Origin of the sequence: Tardiphaga sp. (assembly GCF_028290785.1) — a bacterium.
Classification (GTDB): Bacteria; Pseudomonadota; Alphaproteobacteria; order Rhizobiales; family Xanthobacteraceae; genus Tardiphaga.
On the sequence record NZ_JAQGJD010000176.1, the window covers coordinates 1 to 17,790 of the forward strand.

Genomic DNA, 17,790 nt, shown 5'->3' on the forward strand with positions numbered 1-17,790 from the left:
CGCAGCTCGATCAGGTGATCCATCAAGGGTGCCTTTGAGGCTTCGATATCTTCCGCGCTCATGACGCTCGGGCGTCCTTCAGCACATCGGGATTGGCAGCGGGCTCAACGGGAGCAATCTCTTCGGCAACGACGGAGGCTTGCGTCACCGGCTGCGCAGCGTGAACTTCCTGGGTGATCGCCAGCGGCTCCATCTGCGCGTTATGGGTTTCCGCTTCGACAAACGTCTCCGGCGTCGGCGGCTCCGGGGTGGTTGGCGTGGTCACGGGCGTGTCGAGATTCTCGATCTTGTCGATGGTCATGGCATCGCTGACGTCCTTGGTCAGCGAAGTCATGATGTTGTTCTTGGAGAATCCGGAAGCAGCTTCCTTGACGTCGTCGAAGGCCTTCTTGACGTCGGCCATCTCGGCTTCGCGCATCGCCTCGTTGAACTGGCCCTGAAACTCAGAGGCCATCTTGCGCGCCTTGCCCATCCACTGCCCGACCATGCGCAGCACGCCGGGCAATTCCTTCGGGCCGATGGCGATCAGCGCGACGACCGCGATGACGACCAGTTCACTCCACCCGATGTCGAACATTTAAAAAATCCGCTCACGCGAGACTGGATTAGCCCCACGTCTCCTTCAATGGCGTTGCCACACATTCGCCGCAAGAAAAATCTCGCGAAATCAAGAGCAAGAGGCCGTTGCCCCGGTTTTGCCGCAAGACTCCAAAAATTGGCGCGGCGTTGCTCAGATGACCTTGCTGCCGACATCGGTGCGCGCGGCGGCGGGCGCCGGCGGCTGGTCGATGGTGCGGACCGGCTCGACCGGCTTGTCCGTGGCGACTGGCTTGTCGTCGTCGGCCATGCCCTTCTTGAACGCCTTGATGCCCTGGGCCACGTCGCCCATCAGGTCGGAAATCTTGCCGCGCCCGAATAACAACAGGACCACCCCGATCACCACGATCCAGTGCCAAATGCTGAGTGAACCCATCCTGATAATCCTCCAACACGCGGCCAGTCGCCCGGCCGCCGATCTGACCGGGAACGTAGGCCGCGGGGGTGTCAAAAACAAGGACCCAAGCCCCGGTGGAATCGCGGATATCGCGGCGCATCGTCGCGAGGGTTAAAGGCTGCGAAGGCCGGCATCGGTCCCGCGCCCGGCGGCCTCCCAGCCACCGGGTGACAAGTCGGCCATTGCAAATAACAGCTACAAGTTGTATTCGATGCTCGGCTGCATTCGGTGGGCGTTGCCATGGAACTGCGTCGGTCTGTTGCGTCGGTGGTGCAGGACTTTCGCGAAGCGTGGTCCAGCAACGCTACGCCGTAAGCTAGCGCAGTTTCAGGACTGGCGCATGGACAACCCCATCGAAACGGAAAACAGGAAGCGCCTGCTTGCCGAACTGGCGGGTCGGCTTGTCCTGGCGTCGCCGGATCGAACGCTCCGCGTGGCTATTGATGGGATCGACGGGGCTGGAAAGACTACATTCGCCGATGAACTCAGTGCCGTCGTCGCCGCTCTGGGCCGCCCGGTCATTCGCGCATCGGTGGACGGTTTTCACAATTGCAGGGCTGTCAGATATCGGCAAGGGCGGCATTCCCCGGCGGGATTTTTCCAAGACTCCTACAACTACACTGCACTGAAGAAATACCTGCTGGACCCGCTCAGTCCGGGTGGGTCGCATCGATATCGTCGGGCCTGTTTCGACCATGTAACGGACCGAGCCGTATCGGTCGTCAAGGCTGACGCTCCGCCATTTTCCATCCTGCTGTTGGACGGAATCTTTCTGCACCGGTCCGAATTATTGGCGTATTGGGACGTGTCCATCTTCCTTCGAACGGACTTTGCCGTGTCCGTGGCGCGGTGTGCTGCGCGAGATGGATCATCAGCAGACCCTGCGGCGCCATCGAACCGACGCTATGTCGAGGGACAGCGGCTTTATCTTCAGAGTTGCCAACCGGAAGCCAGGGCAACGATCGTGATCGACTACAACGACCTTCGGTCTCCCACGATCGTGAAACCGAGCCGACTTTGAGGTGTCCGTCTCGCTGCCGGGCCGGCAGCATGAGGTCGTGTACATCAGCCGATAGCGTCGCAGCACAGGACGGAGCGTACGCGGCCGGAACTCCAAGCAAACCGGATGTTGTCCCGGGCGCGACGCTGCACGCAGTGCTGCTTCGCGGAACCGGGACCGTCGCAGGCTCCGGCGTTCGCAACGGTCCCGGCGCTGCAACGCACGCCGCCTCCTCACGGAGGCGCCCTGCGCCGCGTCCGGGACAAGCGCTCGATCAGCGCTCGGTGTCTTCTTCCGGCTCGTCGGAGCCGGCTTCGCCGACGCGCGGGGCCAGGTCGACGGCTTCGGTTTCTTCGAGTTCGTCGGCTTCGAGGTCGCTCACGTCGGACTCGATTTCGGCGGTTTCGGCCTCGGGCTCGTCTTCGAGTTCGGGCTCGTCCAGTTCGGGCTCAGCCTCATCGAGTTCAGCGGCAGTCGCTTCGGATTCTTCTGGCTCCGCAACTTCGTCGGCGGCTCCCAGTTCGGGCTCGATGGTCTCCAGCGCGGCGAGGTCTTCGATGTCGGCAAGCTGCGCGACTTCGGCGCCCTGCTCGGCAACGCCTTCCGGATCGGCGATCTCGTGTTCGGCGACTTCCAGTTCGACGGCGTCCATCGCCTTGGCCTGCAGCTCGGGGAATTCCGGCTCCGGCGCCGACAGCGCCAGTTGCAGGTCGTCGTCGCCTTCCAGCGGATCCTCGTCTTCGCGCAGGGTGGGATCGTCGGACGGGTTGGGCACGCTGAAGCCGGCGGGCAGCCGCGAATCCAACAGGCCGGTGCCCTTCAGCTCTTCGAGGCCCGGCAAGTCGCCGAGCGCCTCAAGGCTGAACTGCGACAGAAACGCGTCGGTGGTGCCGAAGGTCAGCGGTCGGCCCGGCGTCTTGCGACGGCCGCGCGGCCGGATCCAGCCGGTCTCCAAGAGCACGTCGAGGGTGCCCTTGGAGGTGATGACGCCGCGGATGTCCTCGATCTCAGCGCGGGTCACCGGCTGGTGATAGGCGACGATGGCCAGCATCTCGATCGCCGCGCGCGACAGTTTTCGCGTTTCGGTGGTCTCGCGGGTCATCAGCCACGACAGATCGCCCGCGGTGCGGAACGTCCATTTGTTGGCGACGCGAACCAGATTGACGCCACGCATGGCGTAGTCGGCCTGCAGCTGCGCCAGCGCCGCCTTCACATCGACGCCATCCGGCATGCGCTTGGCGAGCGCGGCCTGGTCGAGCGGCTCGGTGGAGGCGAACAGCAGCGCTTCGAGCAGACGCAGTTCCTCGGGACGCGCGGCCGGCTCCGGCTGCACGATCGGATCCTCGGCATCGTCGATAATTTTCTCGGCGAGGTTTGCCATGTCGGGATCTCCTTCTTCCACTTACTCAGCCGGAACTTCCGGCTCCGCCAGCGCAGCCGACGCGGAACGCGGCGGCGGCTTGCGAAAATACAAAGGTGCGAACGCTTCTGTCTGGCTGATGTCGATGGTGCCTTCGCGAACCATTTCCAGCGCCGCCGCAAAGCTCGACGCCATCACCGTGGCGCGCTGAGCGGGATCGACGACGAAGGCCAGCAGGTATTCGTCGAGCCGGCTCCAGTCCTCGGCCATCCCCACCAGCCGCTCCAGCGAGGCGCGCGCCTCGCTCAGCGACCACACGGTGCGGCGGGCGAGATGAACCCGCGTCAGCACCCGCGACTGCCGTTGCGTCGCATAGGCCGACAGCAGGTCGTACAGCGTCGCGGTGAAGCGCGGATGCTTCACCTCGGCGATGGCCTGCGGCATGCCGCGCGGGAAGATGTCGCGGTGCAGTTGCGGCCGGGTCATCAACTGGTTGGACGCTTCGCGGATGGCTTCGAGGCGGCGCAGCCGGTTGGCCAGCGCGGTCGCCATGTCCTCGGCACTCGGGCCTTCGCCCGGCACGGTGGTATCCGGCAGCAGCAGCCGCGATTTCAGGAACGCCAGCCACGCCGCCATCACCAGATAGTCGGCGGCCAGTTCGAGGCGAATCTTTCGCGCGGCTTCGATGAACACCAGGTACTGGTCGGCGAGCGCCAGGATCGAGATCTTGTGCAGATCGACTTTCTGCTGCCGCGCCAGCGCGAGCAGCAGATCGAGCGGACCTTCATAGCCCTCGACATCGACGACCAGCGACGGTTCGTCGTCGGCGACGATCTCGGCGGGCAGCCCGGTCTCGAATGACAGGATCTCGGCGCTCATGCGCTGGCCTCCGCGCGGGCAATCAGGGCATCGAGCTCGGCGCGCCCCTTGATCCGGTCGAACGCATCGGGCTGCCGACGCGCCGCAAACACCGCCTTGGCGCGCTTCGCCGCTTCGCCTTCAAGCAGCGGCGTTTCGGCGGCGACTTCGCGCATCTCGTCGAGCTTGCCGTTGCAGTGCAGGACGATGTCGCAGCCGGCCGTGACGATCGCCCGGGTCCGCTCGGCGATCGATCCTGCCAGCGCATTCATGGAGACGTCATCACTCATCAACAAACCCTGGAACCCGATACTGCCGCGAATCACCTGTTCGATGATTGTCGCAGATGTCGTCGCCGGTTGGGCGGCATCCAGAGCGCTAAACACAACATGTGCAGTCATTGCCATGGGTAAATCGGCCAGCGGCCGGAACGCGGCGAAATCGAACGCCTCGAGTTCCGCGGCGGAGGTATCCACGACCGGCAATTTGAAATGGGTGTCGGCGGTGGCGCGGCCGTGGCCGGGAATGTGCTTGAGCACCGGCAGGATGCCGCCCTGCTCCAGACCCTCGGTGACGGCGCGGGCGATGGCCGCGACCTTGCCGGGCTCCGTGCCATAGGCGCGGTTGCCGATCACCGCGTCGGCGCCCTGCACCGGGACGTCGGCCAGCGGCAGGCAATCCACGGTGATGCCGAGATCGACGAGATCGGCGGCGATCAGCCGGGAACTCAGCCGCGCCGCCCGGAAGCCCAGTTCCGGATCGATGTCGTAGAGCGTGCCGAACACCGCGCCTGGCGGGTAGACCGGCCAGTGCGGCGGGCCAAGGCGTTGCACCCTGCCGCCCTCCTGGTCGATCAGGACGGGAGCGTCGAGATCGCCGGTCGCCCCGCGAAGTTCTTCAACCAATCTCGCGACTTGCGCGGGATTGTCGATGTTTCGCTTGAACAAGATGAAGCCCCACGGCCGCTCGGTGCGCAGAAACGCGCGCTCCTCGGCGGTGAGTTCCAGGCCGGATATGCCGGTGATGAATGCGCGTGTGCTCATGGGGCCGATTAGCTCCCATCAAACCCCACGGTCAAGGAAACGGCCGTTAATTCCTTTGGACGACGCATTGCCCGCCGGCAGATTTCAGGTTCCCGCAGAACTGCGAGGCCTCGTCGGGCGACCCGAAGGGGCCGACCATGGCCCGGTAGTAGACGCCCTTCTCGCCGAGATCGGCGCGCTTGATCGTCGGCGTGCGCGATCCCAGCACTGACGGGTACTTGCCCTGCAGCGCTCGGAACGAGGCCGAGGCTTCCGCCTCGGAGCGCTGCGAGGCGATCTGCACCACATAGCCGCCGCCGGCGGCGGGCGCCGGCGCGATCTGCTGCGGCGCGTTGTTGGCGACGCGGGCGGGTGCCATCGCCGGCGCGGCCTGCGGCGACAGCGACATCGGCGCATTGGCCGAGGCATTGGCGTTGGACGGCGGCGTCGCGCGTGCCGGAGCGGCGGCGGGCGCCGCACCGGTGAGCTTGGCAGGCGCCTGACGGGAAGCTGGCGTCGCGGTGCCGTCGGGCTGGTCGCCCTTGACGGCGAAGGTGCGGATTTTTCGCGGTTCGTCGCCCTGCACCGAACCATTGCCGACCATCGGCTTGTTGGCCGGCGAGACCGAGGCGGTCGAGGGCGGGTTGTTGTTCTGGTTCAGCGGCGGAAACACCACGCGGGGGCCCCCGGCCTTGGTGTTGTCCTGCACGTTGACCGGCGTCTCCTCGCGGGACACCAGCTTCTCCGGTGCGGCGCCGCCGAGGCGGTCCTGGATCAGCTTGCTGTTGGCGTCCGCGGCGGTGGAGGCCGAGGGCGGCACCATCTTGTTGGGACCGGTATCGGCCTTGATCACCGGCGGCTCGCCTGATCGGGTGGTGCCGACAAAGGTGCGATAGGCGAACGCCGCGCCGGTGCCGACCACGGCCAGCGCCAGCACCACGCCGACGGTTACCAGACCGCTGCGGCGCTTCGGGGCTGCCGGCTCGTCGTAGCCGTCCTGATAGTAGGGATCTTCCTGATAGTGCTGGTCCTGCGCGTGCGGCTCCTGGCCGTGATCGGGCTGGCCGTACAGCGCTTCGTCATAGCGGCCGGGATCGGCCTGCTCGTGCGAATGGTGATCCGCATCCGCCGCGAAGGCCGGCGCCTGATGGTAATCCGGCTCGGGCTCGGGGTGCTGGGCGGCGTAGCGCTGGAGCGGATGCAAATTCTCGAATTCCTGCTGTTGGGGTTCCTGATGCGCGCCGTGCGCGTTGGCGCGCGCCATCCATGGCGGCGGCCCGGGCGGCGCGACGTCGGCCTCATGGTACGGCTCGTCGTGCGGCGCCGGTTCGGCGCGGCGCGGTGCCGAGCGGTCGGGATGGGCGAACGGATCGGTCTGGCCGATCAGCCGCGCCAGTTCCGCGAGCGGATCGCCCTCGCCTTTGGGGCGCGTGCGATCGGCTTCACGACCGTAGTCGTCGTCCGCGAAAGGTCGGTCCTGGTATCGATCAGCCATGATGATGTCGCGTCCCCTTCGGGAAAGCCGCCAACTCGCTCGTCAAACGAAACAGCGTAATATAAGCCGCCACGGATCCCCACGTGACCGGTCGTCCCCATTTACCGCATCTCGTCCGGAGCGGAGACGCCGAGAACGGCGAGGCCCGATGCCAGAACCGAGACAACGCCCTGGACCAATGCCAATCGCGCCTTGGTAAGTACTGCATCATTAGTGATAATGAAGCGTAAATGAGGCATATCGCGCCCCCGGGTCCACAGCGCATGGAACGCGCTGGCCAGATCATAGAGGTAAAACGCGATCCTGTGCGGCTCATGCGCCGACGCCGCGGACTCGATCATCCGCGGATACAGCGCGAGCTGGCGCATCAGGCCGAGCTCGGCGGCATCGTCCAGCCGCTCCACGGCGGCGTCCTGCAGCCAGGCCACCCGCGCGGCGGCCTCTTCCGGCAGCTCGGGCATCTCGACCCGCGCGTTGCGAAAGATCGAGTGGCCGCGGGCGTGGCCGTACTGCACGTAGAACACCGGGTTGTCCTTGGACTGTTCCTTGACCTTGGCGAGGTCGAAATCCAGCACAGCGTCGTTCTTGCGGAACAGCATCATGAAGCGCACCGCGTCGGGGCCGACCTCGTCCACCACCTCGCGCAGGGTGACGAAATCGCCGGATCGCTTCGACATTTTCACCTGCTCGCCGTCGCGCAGCAGCTTGACCAGCTGCACGATCTTGACGTCGAGCGTAGCGGTATCGTTGGTCACCGCCTTGATCGCCGCCTGGACGCGCTTGATGTAGCCGCCGTGGTCGGAGCCCCAGACGTCCACCAGGTTGAGGAAGCCGCGATCGACCTTGTTCTTGTGGTAGGCGATATCGGAGGCGAAATAGGTGTAGCCGCCGTCGGACTTCAGCAGCGGGCGATCGACGTCGTCGCCATAGGCGGTGGCCCGGAACAGGGTCTGCTCGCGATCTTCATAGTCATCGACCGGCTTGCCCTTCGGCGGCGGCAGCCGGCCGACATAGACGTCGCCCTTGGCGCGCAGGAAGGCGATGGTCTCGGCCACCACGTCGCGGTCGCCGGAGATCAGCGAGCGTTCGGAGAAGAACACGTCGTGCTGGATGTTGAGCGCGGCGAGATCGCCGCGGATCATCTCCATCATCATGGCGATCGACCGGTCGCGAACGCCCGGCAGCCATTCGGCCTCGGGCTGCTTGAGCAGCGCATCGCCAAATTCGGACGCCAGCGCCTGCCCCACCGGCACCAGGTAATCGCCGGGATACAGCCCTTCCGGGATCGCGCCGATATTTTCGCCCAGCGCCTCGCGGTAGCGCAGGAACGCCGAGCGCGCGAGCACATCGACCTGCGCGCCGGCGTCGTTGATGTAATATTCGCGGCAGACGTCGAAGCCGGCGGTGACCAGCAAGCTGCACAGCGCGTCGCCGAATACCGCGCCGCGGCAATGGCCGACATGCATCGGCCCGGTCGGATTGGCCGAGACGTATTCGACATTGACCCTCTCGCGCCCGCCGACCGCGCTTTGGCCGTAGCCCGCGCCGTCGCGCAGCACCGCGCGCAGGGCATCGGCCCAGGCCGAGGTCTTCAGCGTCAGATTGATGAAACCGGGCCCGGCGACCTCCACAGAGGCGATCAGATCGTCATCGCGCAGCTTGGCGGCGATCGCCTCGGCGATGTCCTTCGGCTTGGCTTTCGCTTCCTTGGCCAGCACCATCGCGGCGTTGCTCGCCATGTCGCCGTGCGAGGCGTCCTTGGTCGGCTCCACCACGACGCGCGCCAGATCGAGGCCGGTGGGCAGCACGCCATCGGCGGCGAGCTGACGGCAGACCGCGTGGACACGCGCGAGGACGTTGGCGAACAGATGCGGAGTGGGAGCGGACATCGATGGAACCAGAACTTGCGCCGGACGATTCCGGCTGGAGGGGATGGATAGCGGGTTTGGCGATGCCGCGCCGCACTTGTTTGCATAGAGTCGGATTCGTCGCGATGGAACCGTTCCGGACGCGGTGCACTGCGCCGCTTCTTTGCGGCGTGGTGCGCCGCAGATCCGGGGTCCCGGTGGGGCGCAGAAGAAACCGGGATCCCGGATCTGCGGAGCGGCACTTCCAAGCGATGCTTCGCATCGCAAGGCCGCGCCGCGTCCGGGACAAGATTAAAGCGCATCAACCATTACATGAAGAAATAATACTTATATTACTAACAGTCACTTACAGTAATTTTCTAACGTAACTCCGGAGTTGAATCAAACAGTCTGATATGCTCCGTAATGGCAAACCTGTCGGTCATTCCGGCGATGAAATTGCCGATCCGCCGGGCGCGGTCGGTGGCGGTTTCCGGCCCGGCGCCCTTTGGCGCGAGCCACTCCGGAGGCATGTCCTCGGGCGCGCGCTGGTAGCGCGCGAACAGGTCGAACAGGATGCATTCGGCCTCGCCCATCACCCGCATCACCCGCGCGTGGCGGTACATCCGCTCCTTCAGAAATGCCTTGATGCCGGCCTCCGCCTTCTCCGCCTCGCGCGGGAACGCGATCAGCACCGCGCCGTGACGGCGCACCTCCTCCACCGATGCGAGGCGCGCGGCGCCGAGCCGCTTCCCGGCTTCGGTGACCACGGCGCCGATCAGGTAGGAGATCAGCTCGCGCACCAGTTCGGCGCCGCGCCGGACTTCGTCGAGGTCCGGATAGCGCGCATCGATGTGGTCGATCATGTCGGCGGCCAGCGGCATCACCCGGAGGTCGGTGACGGTGAACAGCCCGGCGCGAAGGCCGTCGTCGATGTCGTGGGCATCATAGGCAATGTCGTCGGCGAGGGCGGCGACCTGGGCTTCCAGCGAGGCGAAGCTGGACAGTTCGAGATCCCAGGCGTCGTTGAACTCGGTAATCCCCAGCGGCAGGCCGTGGGCGGCGTAGCGGCCGATGGCGGCGCCGTTGGCGTCGGTCAGCGGGCCGTTGTGCTTGACGATACCTTCGAGGGTCTCCCAGGTCAGGTTGAGGCCGTCGAAGTCGGGATAACGGTGCTCCAGCGCCGTCACCACGCGCAAAGTCTGGGCGTTGTGGTCGAAGCCGCCATGGTCGGCGAGGCAAGTGTCGAGGGCGCGCTCGCCGGCGTGGCCGAACGGCGGGTGGCCGATGTCATGGGCCAGCGCCAGGGTCTCGGTGAGGTCCTCGTCCAGGCCGAGCTGCCTTGCGATGGCCCGCGCAATCTGCGCCACTTCCAGCGTGTGGGTCAGCCGGGTCCGGTAGTGGTCGCCCTCATGGAACACGAACACCTGGGTCTTGTGCTTCAGCCGCCGGAACGCGGTGGAATGGATCACCCGGTCGCAATCCCGCCGAAACGCGCTGCGGGTCGAGCTTTCCGGCTCGGCGAACAGCCGGCCGCGGCTGCGCTCGGGGTCGCAGGCGTAGAGCGCGCGGGGGGCAGCCATTCCGACGGACACGGCGATTTATCCTCTATCCAATTGATTCCGCTGTCCGCGCCACTTAACTATGAGTGGCGGGTTATTCAAACTTCCCCGAGATTCCCCGCGGGAGCACGTCATGACATCAGCCAGCGTCACCATCAGCGAGCGGGCCGCCCGCCGCATCGGCGAAATCCTCAAGACCGAGGGTGACGGCGCCATGCTGCGGATCTCCGTCGAGGGCGGCGGCTGCTCCGGCTTCTCCTACAAGTTCGACGTCGATCGCGCGAAGGCCGACGATGACCTGGTGATCGCGCGCGAGAGCGCCGTGGTGCTGGTGGATTCGGCGTCGGTGCCGTTCCTGGCGGGTTCGGAGGTCGATTTCGTCGACGACCTGATCGGCGCCTCGTTCCGGGTGGTCAACCCGAACGCCACGGCGTCGTGCGGCTGCGGGACCAGCTTTTCGATCTGACAACAATCGTAGGGCGCCATAGCCCAGCGTATTGCGCCGCCGGGCGGCGGATTGCGCCTTCGGCTACGCCCGAAGCCTTCCTATCGTGACACCGGTGTCGGAACGGCACCAATGGTCACGTCCTCCACGTCCAGCCGCGGGATGCGGCTTAACTGGCGATCGAGCTCCCGGAACACGTATTCCGTGGCCTTGTACGGCGTGGAGATGCGCCGGTCCAAGCCGTCGTTCAGCAGCACGTGCACGCCGTCGCGCCCGGCCATCTGATGGCATTGGGCGCAGGTCATGCGGTTGAAGGTCAGGGCTTCCGGATCGTGCCGCCGGACATCGCGATAGGTTCGCGGGGTGAGGTCATCGAGCACCGCCTGCAGATCGGCTTTGTCGCGTCCTCCAGCCTTCTCGACGGCAAGCCGGAACAAGGGGGTGTCGTAGGCGCTCGAGTAGAAGCCGATGTCGACGCCTTCGCGCACGATCGGCACGGCTTCCAGCTTGCGATCGGCGTTATACGAACGGCTCAAAGTGCCGAACACCCACAGCCCCGTCAGCGACGAGCTCCAGCTCGCGGTCTGCACCGCCCGCCCCCCGATCGCCTCCTGGATGAAGTCCGCGGTCGCCTCGCCGGCGCCGGGCGCGTTGCGCTCGCGCAATCCCGCCAAGGCATCCGCCTTGTGCAGGAAGATGGCTGCGGCAACGCGGCGCTGCGCGGCGGGAAGCAGCCGGTCGATGGCGTCGAACTCGAGATGGATGAAGAGCTGCTCGTAGGCCCGCCCGGGGAAACGCGGGCTCATCAGCTGGTAAACCATCCGGACCTGCGGAATCTCCTGCAAGCCGGAGAAATGCACGTCGCTTGCCGGCTCGCCCGGGCGAAGCACCACGGAGACCAGTTTGAAATGGCGGGGATCGCTGACGTCGCTTGTTACGTCGGCGATCGGTTCGACGGTGGTGCCCGACGTATAAAAATTTTTCGGGCTGACCTGCCGGGCAATGTCGAGCGTGTCGCCGCCGGGCTCGCTCGCCGGGTCGAAGTTCGGCGTCGGCTTGCCGTTGAGAAAATCCAGCGTCTTCGAAAACCCTTCTGCTCCCAACGTCCTCGCCAATGGAAACCGATCGTCCAGCGCCGCCTCGGCCGCGAAAAACAGATGCTTGGCTTGCGTCAGGAAGCGCAAGCCGCTCTGCCGGCGCGGGGTATCGATGCCGTGATCGGGTGCAAATCCGTCGGGGTAGAACCACATCGAGTTGTCGCGAAGGCTGTAGCTGTCGTCATAGCTCGCCCATTGGTCTTGCCGCGTCTCGAAGTTCTGGGTGATCAGTTTGAGGACGCCGATCTTGGCTTCGTATCTGGCGAGCAGATCCGGCGGGATGTCCGCGAAGGTTCTGAATTTCTCCGCATAGCCGTAGATCGATTTGACCGGATCGAACTGTTCGCTCAGCTCATGGGCGTGGTGTTTGCCGCATTGCGCGTCGGGGCGGAGCTTCACGTAGTAGTCGAAGCTGATGTCGATCAGGCTGTAGCCGTCGGCCCGCAGCTCACCGTACATGTCGGGGAACTCGTCGATGTGGCGAACCCAGTACACCGACTGGATGCGGCAGCCCTCCGGCGTGTCGCCGGTGGAGAAATGATCGATGTGACGGTTCTGTTCCGAGAAGCCAGCCTTGACGAGCTGCGGCCAGCTCTCCTGGTACCCGACCTGGAACACCGGGTAGATCGGGTCGGCGGCCCCCAGACCGGTATCGAAGAACAGGTAATTGAACTGCGGACGCGTGCGGCCGAAGTTCTGCTCGAAATGGGTGAGGATGTCGTAGACCGAGCCTGGCCGCAGCGCGGCGTGGTTGCTTTCGGTGATGACCTCCTGCCAGCGGTGGCGCACGATCGACAACGGGTAGCCGTCGGCGAGCGTGAAGACGATGCCAATGAGGCAAACGAACAGGACGCCCAGGAGTTTTTTCATCGCTATCGCTACGACCTTCATCGGGCCAGTTCAACAGCGAGGGCAGTTCCTCCCCATAAACGCAGTCGTCTCCGCCAAGCTCGGATCGGCAGCGGTATCATTGCGGTGAAATGGTCTTGGATTTACCTTCTGAATATGTCGGTGCGAGCCCGCGAGAATCACAGGCGAGTTGCGCGGAGCGAATCAATACAGAAAGCCACAACCGAACGCTGGATTGCTTCTTCGCAAGGGCTCTTCGCAATAAGGCGGATAGTTCGAGCCCGAATAGAAAATACTCCGATCACGAATCATCGCTGACCAACGATCCGGCGGTGGCGTCCTCGTTACGGATTTCCGCATTCGCCACGCGCGATGAGATCGCATCGGTCGGTCCTTCAATCTCGCACAGGCTGCCGTCGGCCAACTCGTCCGCGCCGGTCTGTTCGACCGTCCAGGTGCCGTCAGGATTATAGGCGACGTTGAATGTCGTGAACCCGGCTGTGGCGTCGCAGAGCGCTGCCCTGATCGATGAAGTCCTGAAGTTCAGCACGGAGCCAGGCGGATAGCTTCCGGTTTGCACATAGAAAATATTGACAGGCGCACAATCGAGATTGGTCTCGGGCCGAACCGTCACGAAGCTTGAAATGATGACCCCCGCCGCGATCGATCGCACCGCCGGTCCGGCATTGTAACTGGAAAGCGTCGGATTCAACGCCGGCGTCGCTATACGAAAGGATCCCGGCGGCGGACCCGGCGTCCAGACAGGGACCGAAAGGCCGAGCGAGGGCGATACGGGCATCGTCGTCGTATTGTTGGTGGGAGTCCTGTCAGCCGGCGTAAGATCGATGGGCTGAACCGCAACGAGCAGCCCCGAGGGTTGCCCGACCTCCGGTGGGGAGACCTGCTCTTCCATCCCCGCGTAGTTCTGCGGAATCATCGAAAAGCTGAGAACGGCACCCGAAGTAGCATACGGCAGCAAGGCTTCGCTGTAGAGGCTGTTGGAATAGACTTCCTGGCCCCGGGAAAACACCGCGGGTTGCTGGAAAAAATAAAAATCCTGGATACTGGAAGAGTCGTTGATCACGTTGATCGTAATAAGGGGGGTCATTGCTTCCTTCCCCGCCAGCTCTTTTCCGGAATGAACGGACCGACAACCGCGTCATGGCGAGCCAGCGCAAATCGCCGAAGGCGACTTTCGCTGAGCGAAGCAATCCCGAGAGCCACACGCACAGTGTGGATTGCTTCGTCGCAAGGGCTAAGAGGAAAGCTGGCGAGCCAGCTTTCGTTGACCTCGCAATGACGGCTGCGGCTGACTCGAGTCATCTCAAGGAGAAATTGCTCTAACCGGTCCTGACGGGCTTGAAGCTCCATACTTCGTTCAGGCCGCTGTCCCATCCCCAGACGATGATCCGGGTGCTGATCGGCTGCCAGTCATTGCCGGCCGCGTTGAGGTTCTGGTCGGTGTTACCGACGATGCGCACGGGGTACGGCGCGTCGCTGACGATCTCCCAGGTATGGGCAGCGTCGAACGTCAGGTTTTCAGGCAGGTCGAACAGCTGCACGGCCGCGCCGTTGTCCCCCGACGCCGGGGCTGCGTACAGCCCGCGATAGGGATTGAGCAGGATGATTCCGCGGGTCGCCGGATAGGAAACCAGGCTCCACAACTGGTCGGGATCGCTGGGCGATGCGGTGTTGAGGATCAGTTGGCTTCCGGCCTGGTGGCTGTTGCCGTCGATGGCCAGGGCCAGCCCCGTACCCATGGTGATCTGGTAGACGATATTAGTCATCTGAACGCCCCCCCTACGCTAAACGTGTGGTTGCGTTTAAAAAAGCACAAGCGCTCAGGTTTAACAATCCCGGCCGGGAACTAGCGCGGCATATTTTTACGGCACAGCTGATGACAGACGCGCACCCGGCTTCCAGCCGCGCGCATTACTCCGCCGCCACCACGCGCGGGCGTTCTTCGTCGAAGGCGTCTTCTTCCTGCGGTTGCAGGCGGCGCTTCAGCTTGCGGTCGATGCGGTCGAGATAGATGTAGATCACCGGGGTGATGAACAGCGTCAACAACTGAGAGACGCAGAGGCCGCCGACCACGGCGACGCCGAGCGGCTGGCGCAGTTCGGCGCCCGCCCCCGCCCCCAGCGCGATCGGCAGCGTGCCGAAGATCGCGGCGAAGGTGGTCATCATGATCGGCCGGAAGCGCAGCAAGGCCGCCTCGCGGATGGCGTGTTCGGCAGAGAGCCCGACGCGGCGGCGCTCCAGCGCGAAGTCGACCATCATGATGGCGTTCTTCTTGACGATGCCGACCAGCATGACAATGCCGATCATGGCGATCACCGACATCTCCATCTTGAACAGCATCAATGTCAGGATCGCGCCGATGCCCGCCGACGGCAGGCCGGAGATGATGGTGATCGGGTGGATGAAGCTCTCGTAGAGAATGCCGAGGATGACGAAGGCCGCGAACACCGCGGCGAGGATCAGCACGCCCTGCCCGCGCAAGCTGTCCTGGAACACCTGCGCGGTGCCGGAGAAACCGGTGGCGATGGTGATCGGCAGCTTGGACTCGCTTTCGATCCTGGTGATCTGATCGACCGCATAGCCCAGCGAATAGCCGGGCAGCAGGTTGAACGAGATCGTCACCGCGGGCTGCTGGCCCTGGTGGTTGATCTGCAGCGGACCCACGCTCGGCACCAGCCGCGCCACCGCTGACAGCGGGATGGTCTGGTTGTTGCCGGTCTTCATGTAGAGTTTTGAGATATCGCTGGGATCGATGCGGAACTGCGGCTGCGCCTCCAGAATGATCTGGTAGTCGTTGGTCGGCATGTAGATGGTGCCGACCTGCCGCGCGCCGAAGGCGTTGTAGAGCTGGTTGCGGACCTGATCGACGGTGATGCCGTAGACCGCGGCCTTCTCGCGGTCGATATCGACGGTCATCTGCGGGTTCTTGATGTAGAGGTCGGTGGTGACGTCGAGCAGGCCGGGCACCTTGGCGATCTGGTCGCGCATCTCCGGCGAGACGCGGTACAGCGTGTCGGTGTCGCTGCCCTGCAGGACGTATTGATACTGGCTCTTCGACGGCCGGCCGCCGACGTTGAGGTTCTGGATGCTCTGGAAGAACGCCTGCAGGCCCGGAATGGCGGTGGCCTTCTGGCGCAGCCGCGCCATCACCACCGGCGCGGACTCGCGCTCCTTCTGCGGCTTCAGCGCGATGAACAGCCGGCCGTAGTTGGCGGTCGGGTTCGGGCCGCCGGAGCCGACGGTGGAGTTGATGTAATCGACGGCGGGATCGGATTTCAGCAGTTCGGCCAGCGCCAGCTGCCGGGTCTTCATCGCCTCGAACGAGGTGTCGGTGGCGGCCTCGGTGATCCCCGTCAGGAAGCCGGTGTCCTCCTGCGGGAAGAAGCCCTTGGGCACGATCAGATAGAGATAGACGGTGCCGCCGAGCGTCGCGATGGTCACCAGCAGCATCAGGAACTTGTGCGCCAGCACATGGTCCAGCGCCCATTCGTAACCGCGCAGCCAGCTCGCGAACATCCGCTCGAACAGCCGCAGCACGATGTTTTCCTTCTTGTGCGGATCGTGTGCCTTCAGCACGCGCGCGCACAGCATCGGCGTCAGGGTCAGCGACACGAAGCCGGAGACGATGATCGCCGCGGCGACCGTCACCGCGAATTCGCGAAACACGCGACCGACGATGCCGCCCATCAGCAACACCGGGATGAACACCGCGATCAGCGAGAAGGTGATGGAGACGATGGTGAAACCGATCTCGCGCGCGCCCTTCAGCGCCGCGTCGAACGGCTTCATGCCATGCTCGATGTGGCGGACGATGTTCTCCAGCATGACGATGGCGTCATCGACCACGAAGCCGACCGACAGCGTCAGCGCCAGCAGCGTCATGTTGTTGATGGAATAGTCCAGCATGTACATCACGGCGCAGGTGCCGAACAGCGAGATCGGCACCGCCAGCGCCGGGATGAAGGTCGCCGAGGCCGAGCGCAGGAACAGGAAGATCACCACGATCACAAGCCCGACCGCGATCAGCAGGGTCTCCTCGACGTCGGCCACCGCCTGCCGCACCGAGATCGAGCGATCCATCATCACGCTGACTTCGACCGACGGCGGCAACTGCGCCTGCAGCGACGGCAGCTTGGCGCGGACGCCATCGACCACCGCGACGGTGTTGGCGTCGGGCTGCTTCTGGATTGCCAGCACGATGGAGGGCTTGCCGTTCAGCCAGGTCGCGACCTTGTCGTTTTCGACCGCGTCGTAGATCTTGGCGACTTCGTTGAGCTTGACGGGCGAGCCGTTGCGCCAGGCGACCACAATCTGGCTGTAGTCGGCCGCCTTGTTCATCTGGCCGGAGGCCTGCAGCGAGATGTCCTGCTTCGGGCCGTTCAGGGTGCCGACCGGCGTCGACGAATTGGCGCGCGACACCGCGGTGCGGATGTCTTCCAGCGACAGGCCGCGGGCTGCGGCGGCTTCCGGATCGGCCTGCACGCGAATGGCGAATTTCTGCGAGCCGTAGATCACCACCTGGGCGACGCCGGGGATCTGCGACAGCGCCTGCCCGATGGTGATGTCGCCGAATTCGTTGACCGCCGACAGCGGCAGCGTCGATGAGCTCAGCGACACGAACAGCACCGGGAAGTCGCCGGGATTGACCTTGCGGAAGCTCGGCGGGATCGTCATTTCGATCGGCAGCCGGCGCTGCGCAATGGTCAGCGCGGTCTGCACGTCCAGCGCCGCGGCGTCGATGTTGCGGTTGAGGTCGAACTGGATGGTGATTCCGGTGGTGCCTTGGGACGAGCTCGACGACATCGAGGAGATGCCGGCGATGGTCGAGAGCTGGCGCTCGATGACGCCGGCGACGGAGGCCGCCATGGTATCGGCGCTGGCGCCGGGCAGCGTCGCGGTCACGGCGATGGTCGGAAAGTCCACCTTGGGCAGCGCCGACACCGGCAGTAGCCGGAAGCCGAAGATGCCGAACGCGATGATGGTGGCGGTGATGAGCGTGGTCATCACCGGGCGACGGATGCAGAGTTCGGAGAGCGTCATGGCTCAGGCCCCGGCCTTGCGGGAGCGCGCCTCGACCCTGGTGCCCTCGGTGAGCAGTAACTGGCCGTCGACCACCACATCCTCGTTTCCGGTCAGGCCGGAGCTGATGACCGACATGCCCTGCGCGGTGCGGTCGACCGTGACCGGCTGCACATGGGCGACATTGTCCTTCACCGTGAAAACGAAATTGCCGGTCTGGC

Annotated in this window: 14 protein-coding genes and 1 pseudogene; 2 read left to right on the plus strand and 13 right to left on the minus strand. The window is 64.6% G+C overall.

Annotated elements, in window-relative coordinates; all coding sequences use genetic code 11:
• Positions 1-58 precede the first annotated feature (58 nt).
• Together tatB and JWR89_RS10285 are read right to left on the minus strand one after the other, a co-directional pair.
• Complete coding sequence (gene tatB / locus JWR89_RS10280; RefSeq protein WP_299715226.1) at positions 59-577, minus strand: Sec-independent protein translocase protein TatB; 519 nt, start codon at positions 575-577, stop codon at positions 59-61.
• 153 nt (positions 578-730) lie between these two features.
• A complete protein-coding gene (locus JWR89_RS10285; RefSeq protein WP_299715229.1) occupies positions 731-973 on the minus strand; it encodes a twin-arginine translocase TatA/TatE family subunit in 243 nt (80 codons plus the stop codon).
• A gap of 361 nt (positions 974-1,334) precedes the next feature.
• Between JWR89_RS10285 and JWR89_RS10290 the strand changes: the two genes are divergently transcribed.
• Positions 1,335-2,015 carry a uridine kinase gene (locus JWR89_RS10290; RefSeq protein ID WP_299715232.1) on the plus strand — a complete coding sequence of 227 codons (681 nt, stop codon included), beginning with the start codon at positions 1,335-1,337 and terminating at the stop codon, positions 2,013-2,015.
• Positions 2,016-2,268: 253 nt separating this feature from the next.
• Here the strand turns inward: JWR89_RS10290 and scpB are convergent, their stop codons facing one another.
• The 6 genes from scpB to JWR89_RS10320 all read right to left on the minus strand — a co-directional run bounded on the left by scpB (position 2,269) and on the right by JWR89_RS10320 (position 10,171).
• Positions 2,269-3,375 carry an SMC-Scp complex subunit ScpB gene (gene scpB, locus JWR89_RS10295; protein ID WP_299715235.1) on the minus strand — a complete coding sequence of 369 codons (1,107 nt, stop codon included), beginning with the start codon at positions 3,373-3,375 and terminating at the stop codon, positions 2,269-2,271.
• A gap of 21 nt (positions 3,376-3,396) precedes the next feature.
• Positions 3,397-4,233, minus strand: coding sequence for a ScpA family protein (locus JWR89_RS10300; protein ID WP_299715238.1), 837 nt, complete (start codon positions 4,231-4,233; stop codon positions 3,397-3,399).
• A complete protein-coding gene (gene nagZ, locus JWR89_RS10305) occupies positions 4,230-5,255 on the minus strand; it encodes a beta-N-acetylhexosaminidase (protein WP_299715241.1) in 1,026 nt (341 codons plus the stop codon). Before nagZ ends, JWR89_RS10300 begins: the two co-directional genes overlap by 4 nt.
• Positions 5,256-5,301: 46 nt before the next feature.
• Complete coding sequence (locus JWR89_RS10310) at positions 5,302-6,729, minus strand: SPOR domain-containing protein (protein ID WP_299715244.1); 1,428 nt, start codon at positions 6,727-6,729, stop codon at positions 5,302-5,304.
• Positions 6,730-6,830: 101 nt separating this feature from the next.
• A complete protein-coding gene (gene argS / locus JWR89_RS10315; RefSeq protein WP_299715247.1) occupies positions 6,831-8,618 on the minus strand; it encodes an arginine--tRNA ligase in 1,788 nt (595 codons plus the stop codon).
• A gap of 338 nt (positions 8,619-8,956) precedes the next feature.
• A complete protein-coding gene (locus JWR89_RS10320; RefSeq protein ID WP_299715249.1) occupies positions 8,957-10,171 on the minus strand; it encodes a deoxyguanosinetriphosphate triphosphohydrolase in 1,215 nt (404 codons plus the stop codon).
• Positions 10,172-10,271: 100 nt separating this feature from the next.
• Here JWR89_RS10320 and erpA point away from each other — a divergent pair, with 100 nt between their 5' ends.
• A complete protein-coding gene (gene erpA, locus JWR89_RS10325; RefSeq protein ID WP_299715252.1) occupies positions 10,272-10,604 on the plus strand; it encodes an iron-sulfur cluster insertion protein ErpA in 333 nt (110 codons plus the stop codon).
• Positions 10,605-10,684: 80 nt separating this feature from the next.
• On the opposite strand, the gene JWR89_RS10330 is transcribed toward erpA, so the two are convergent.
• The 5 genes and pseudogenes from JWR89_RS10330 to JWR89_RS10350 form a co-directional block, all read right to left on the minus strand.
• A complete protein-coding gene (locus tag JWR89_RS10330; RefSeq protein ID WP_299715255.1) occupies positions 10,685-12,571 on the minus strand; it encodes a hypothetical protein in 1,887 nt (628 codons plus the stop codon).
• Between the two features lie 259 nt (positions 12,572-12,830).
• Positions 12,831-13,637: a hypothetical protein gene (locus tag JWR89_RS10335; RefSeq protein WP_299715257.1), complete on the minus strand. Its 807-nt coding sequence runs from the start codon at positions 13,635-13,637 to the stop codon at positions 12,831-12,833.
• Between the two features lie 232 nt (positions 13,638-13,869).
• Positions 13,870-14,316, minus strand: a complete 447-nt coding sequence (locus JWR89_RS10340; protein WP_299715261.1) for a hypothetical protein — start codon at positions 14,314-14,316, stop codon at positions 13,870-13,872.
• Positions 14,317-14,461: 145 nt separating this feature from the next.
• Positions 14,462-17,590, minus strand: a complete 3,129-nt coding sequence (locus tag JWR89_RS10345; RefSeq protein WP_299715264.1) for an efflux RND transporter permease subunit — start codon at positions 17,588-17,590, stop codon at positions 14,462-14,464.
• A gap of 3 nt (positions 17,591-17,593) precedes the next feature.
• Positions 17,594-17,790 (minus strand): annotated as a pseudogene (locus JWR89_RS10350) (efflux RND transporter periplasmic adaptor subunit); the annotation flags it as partial.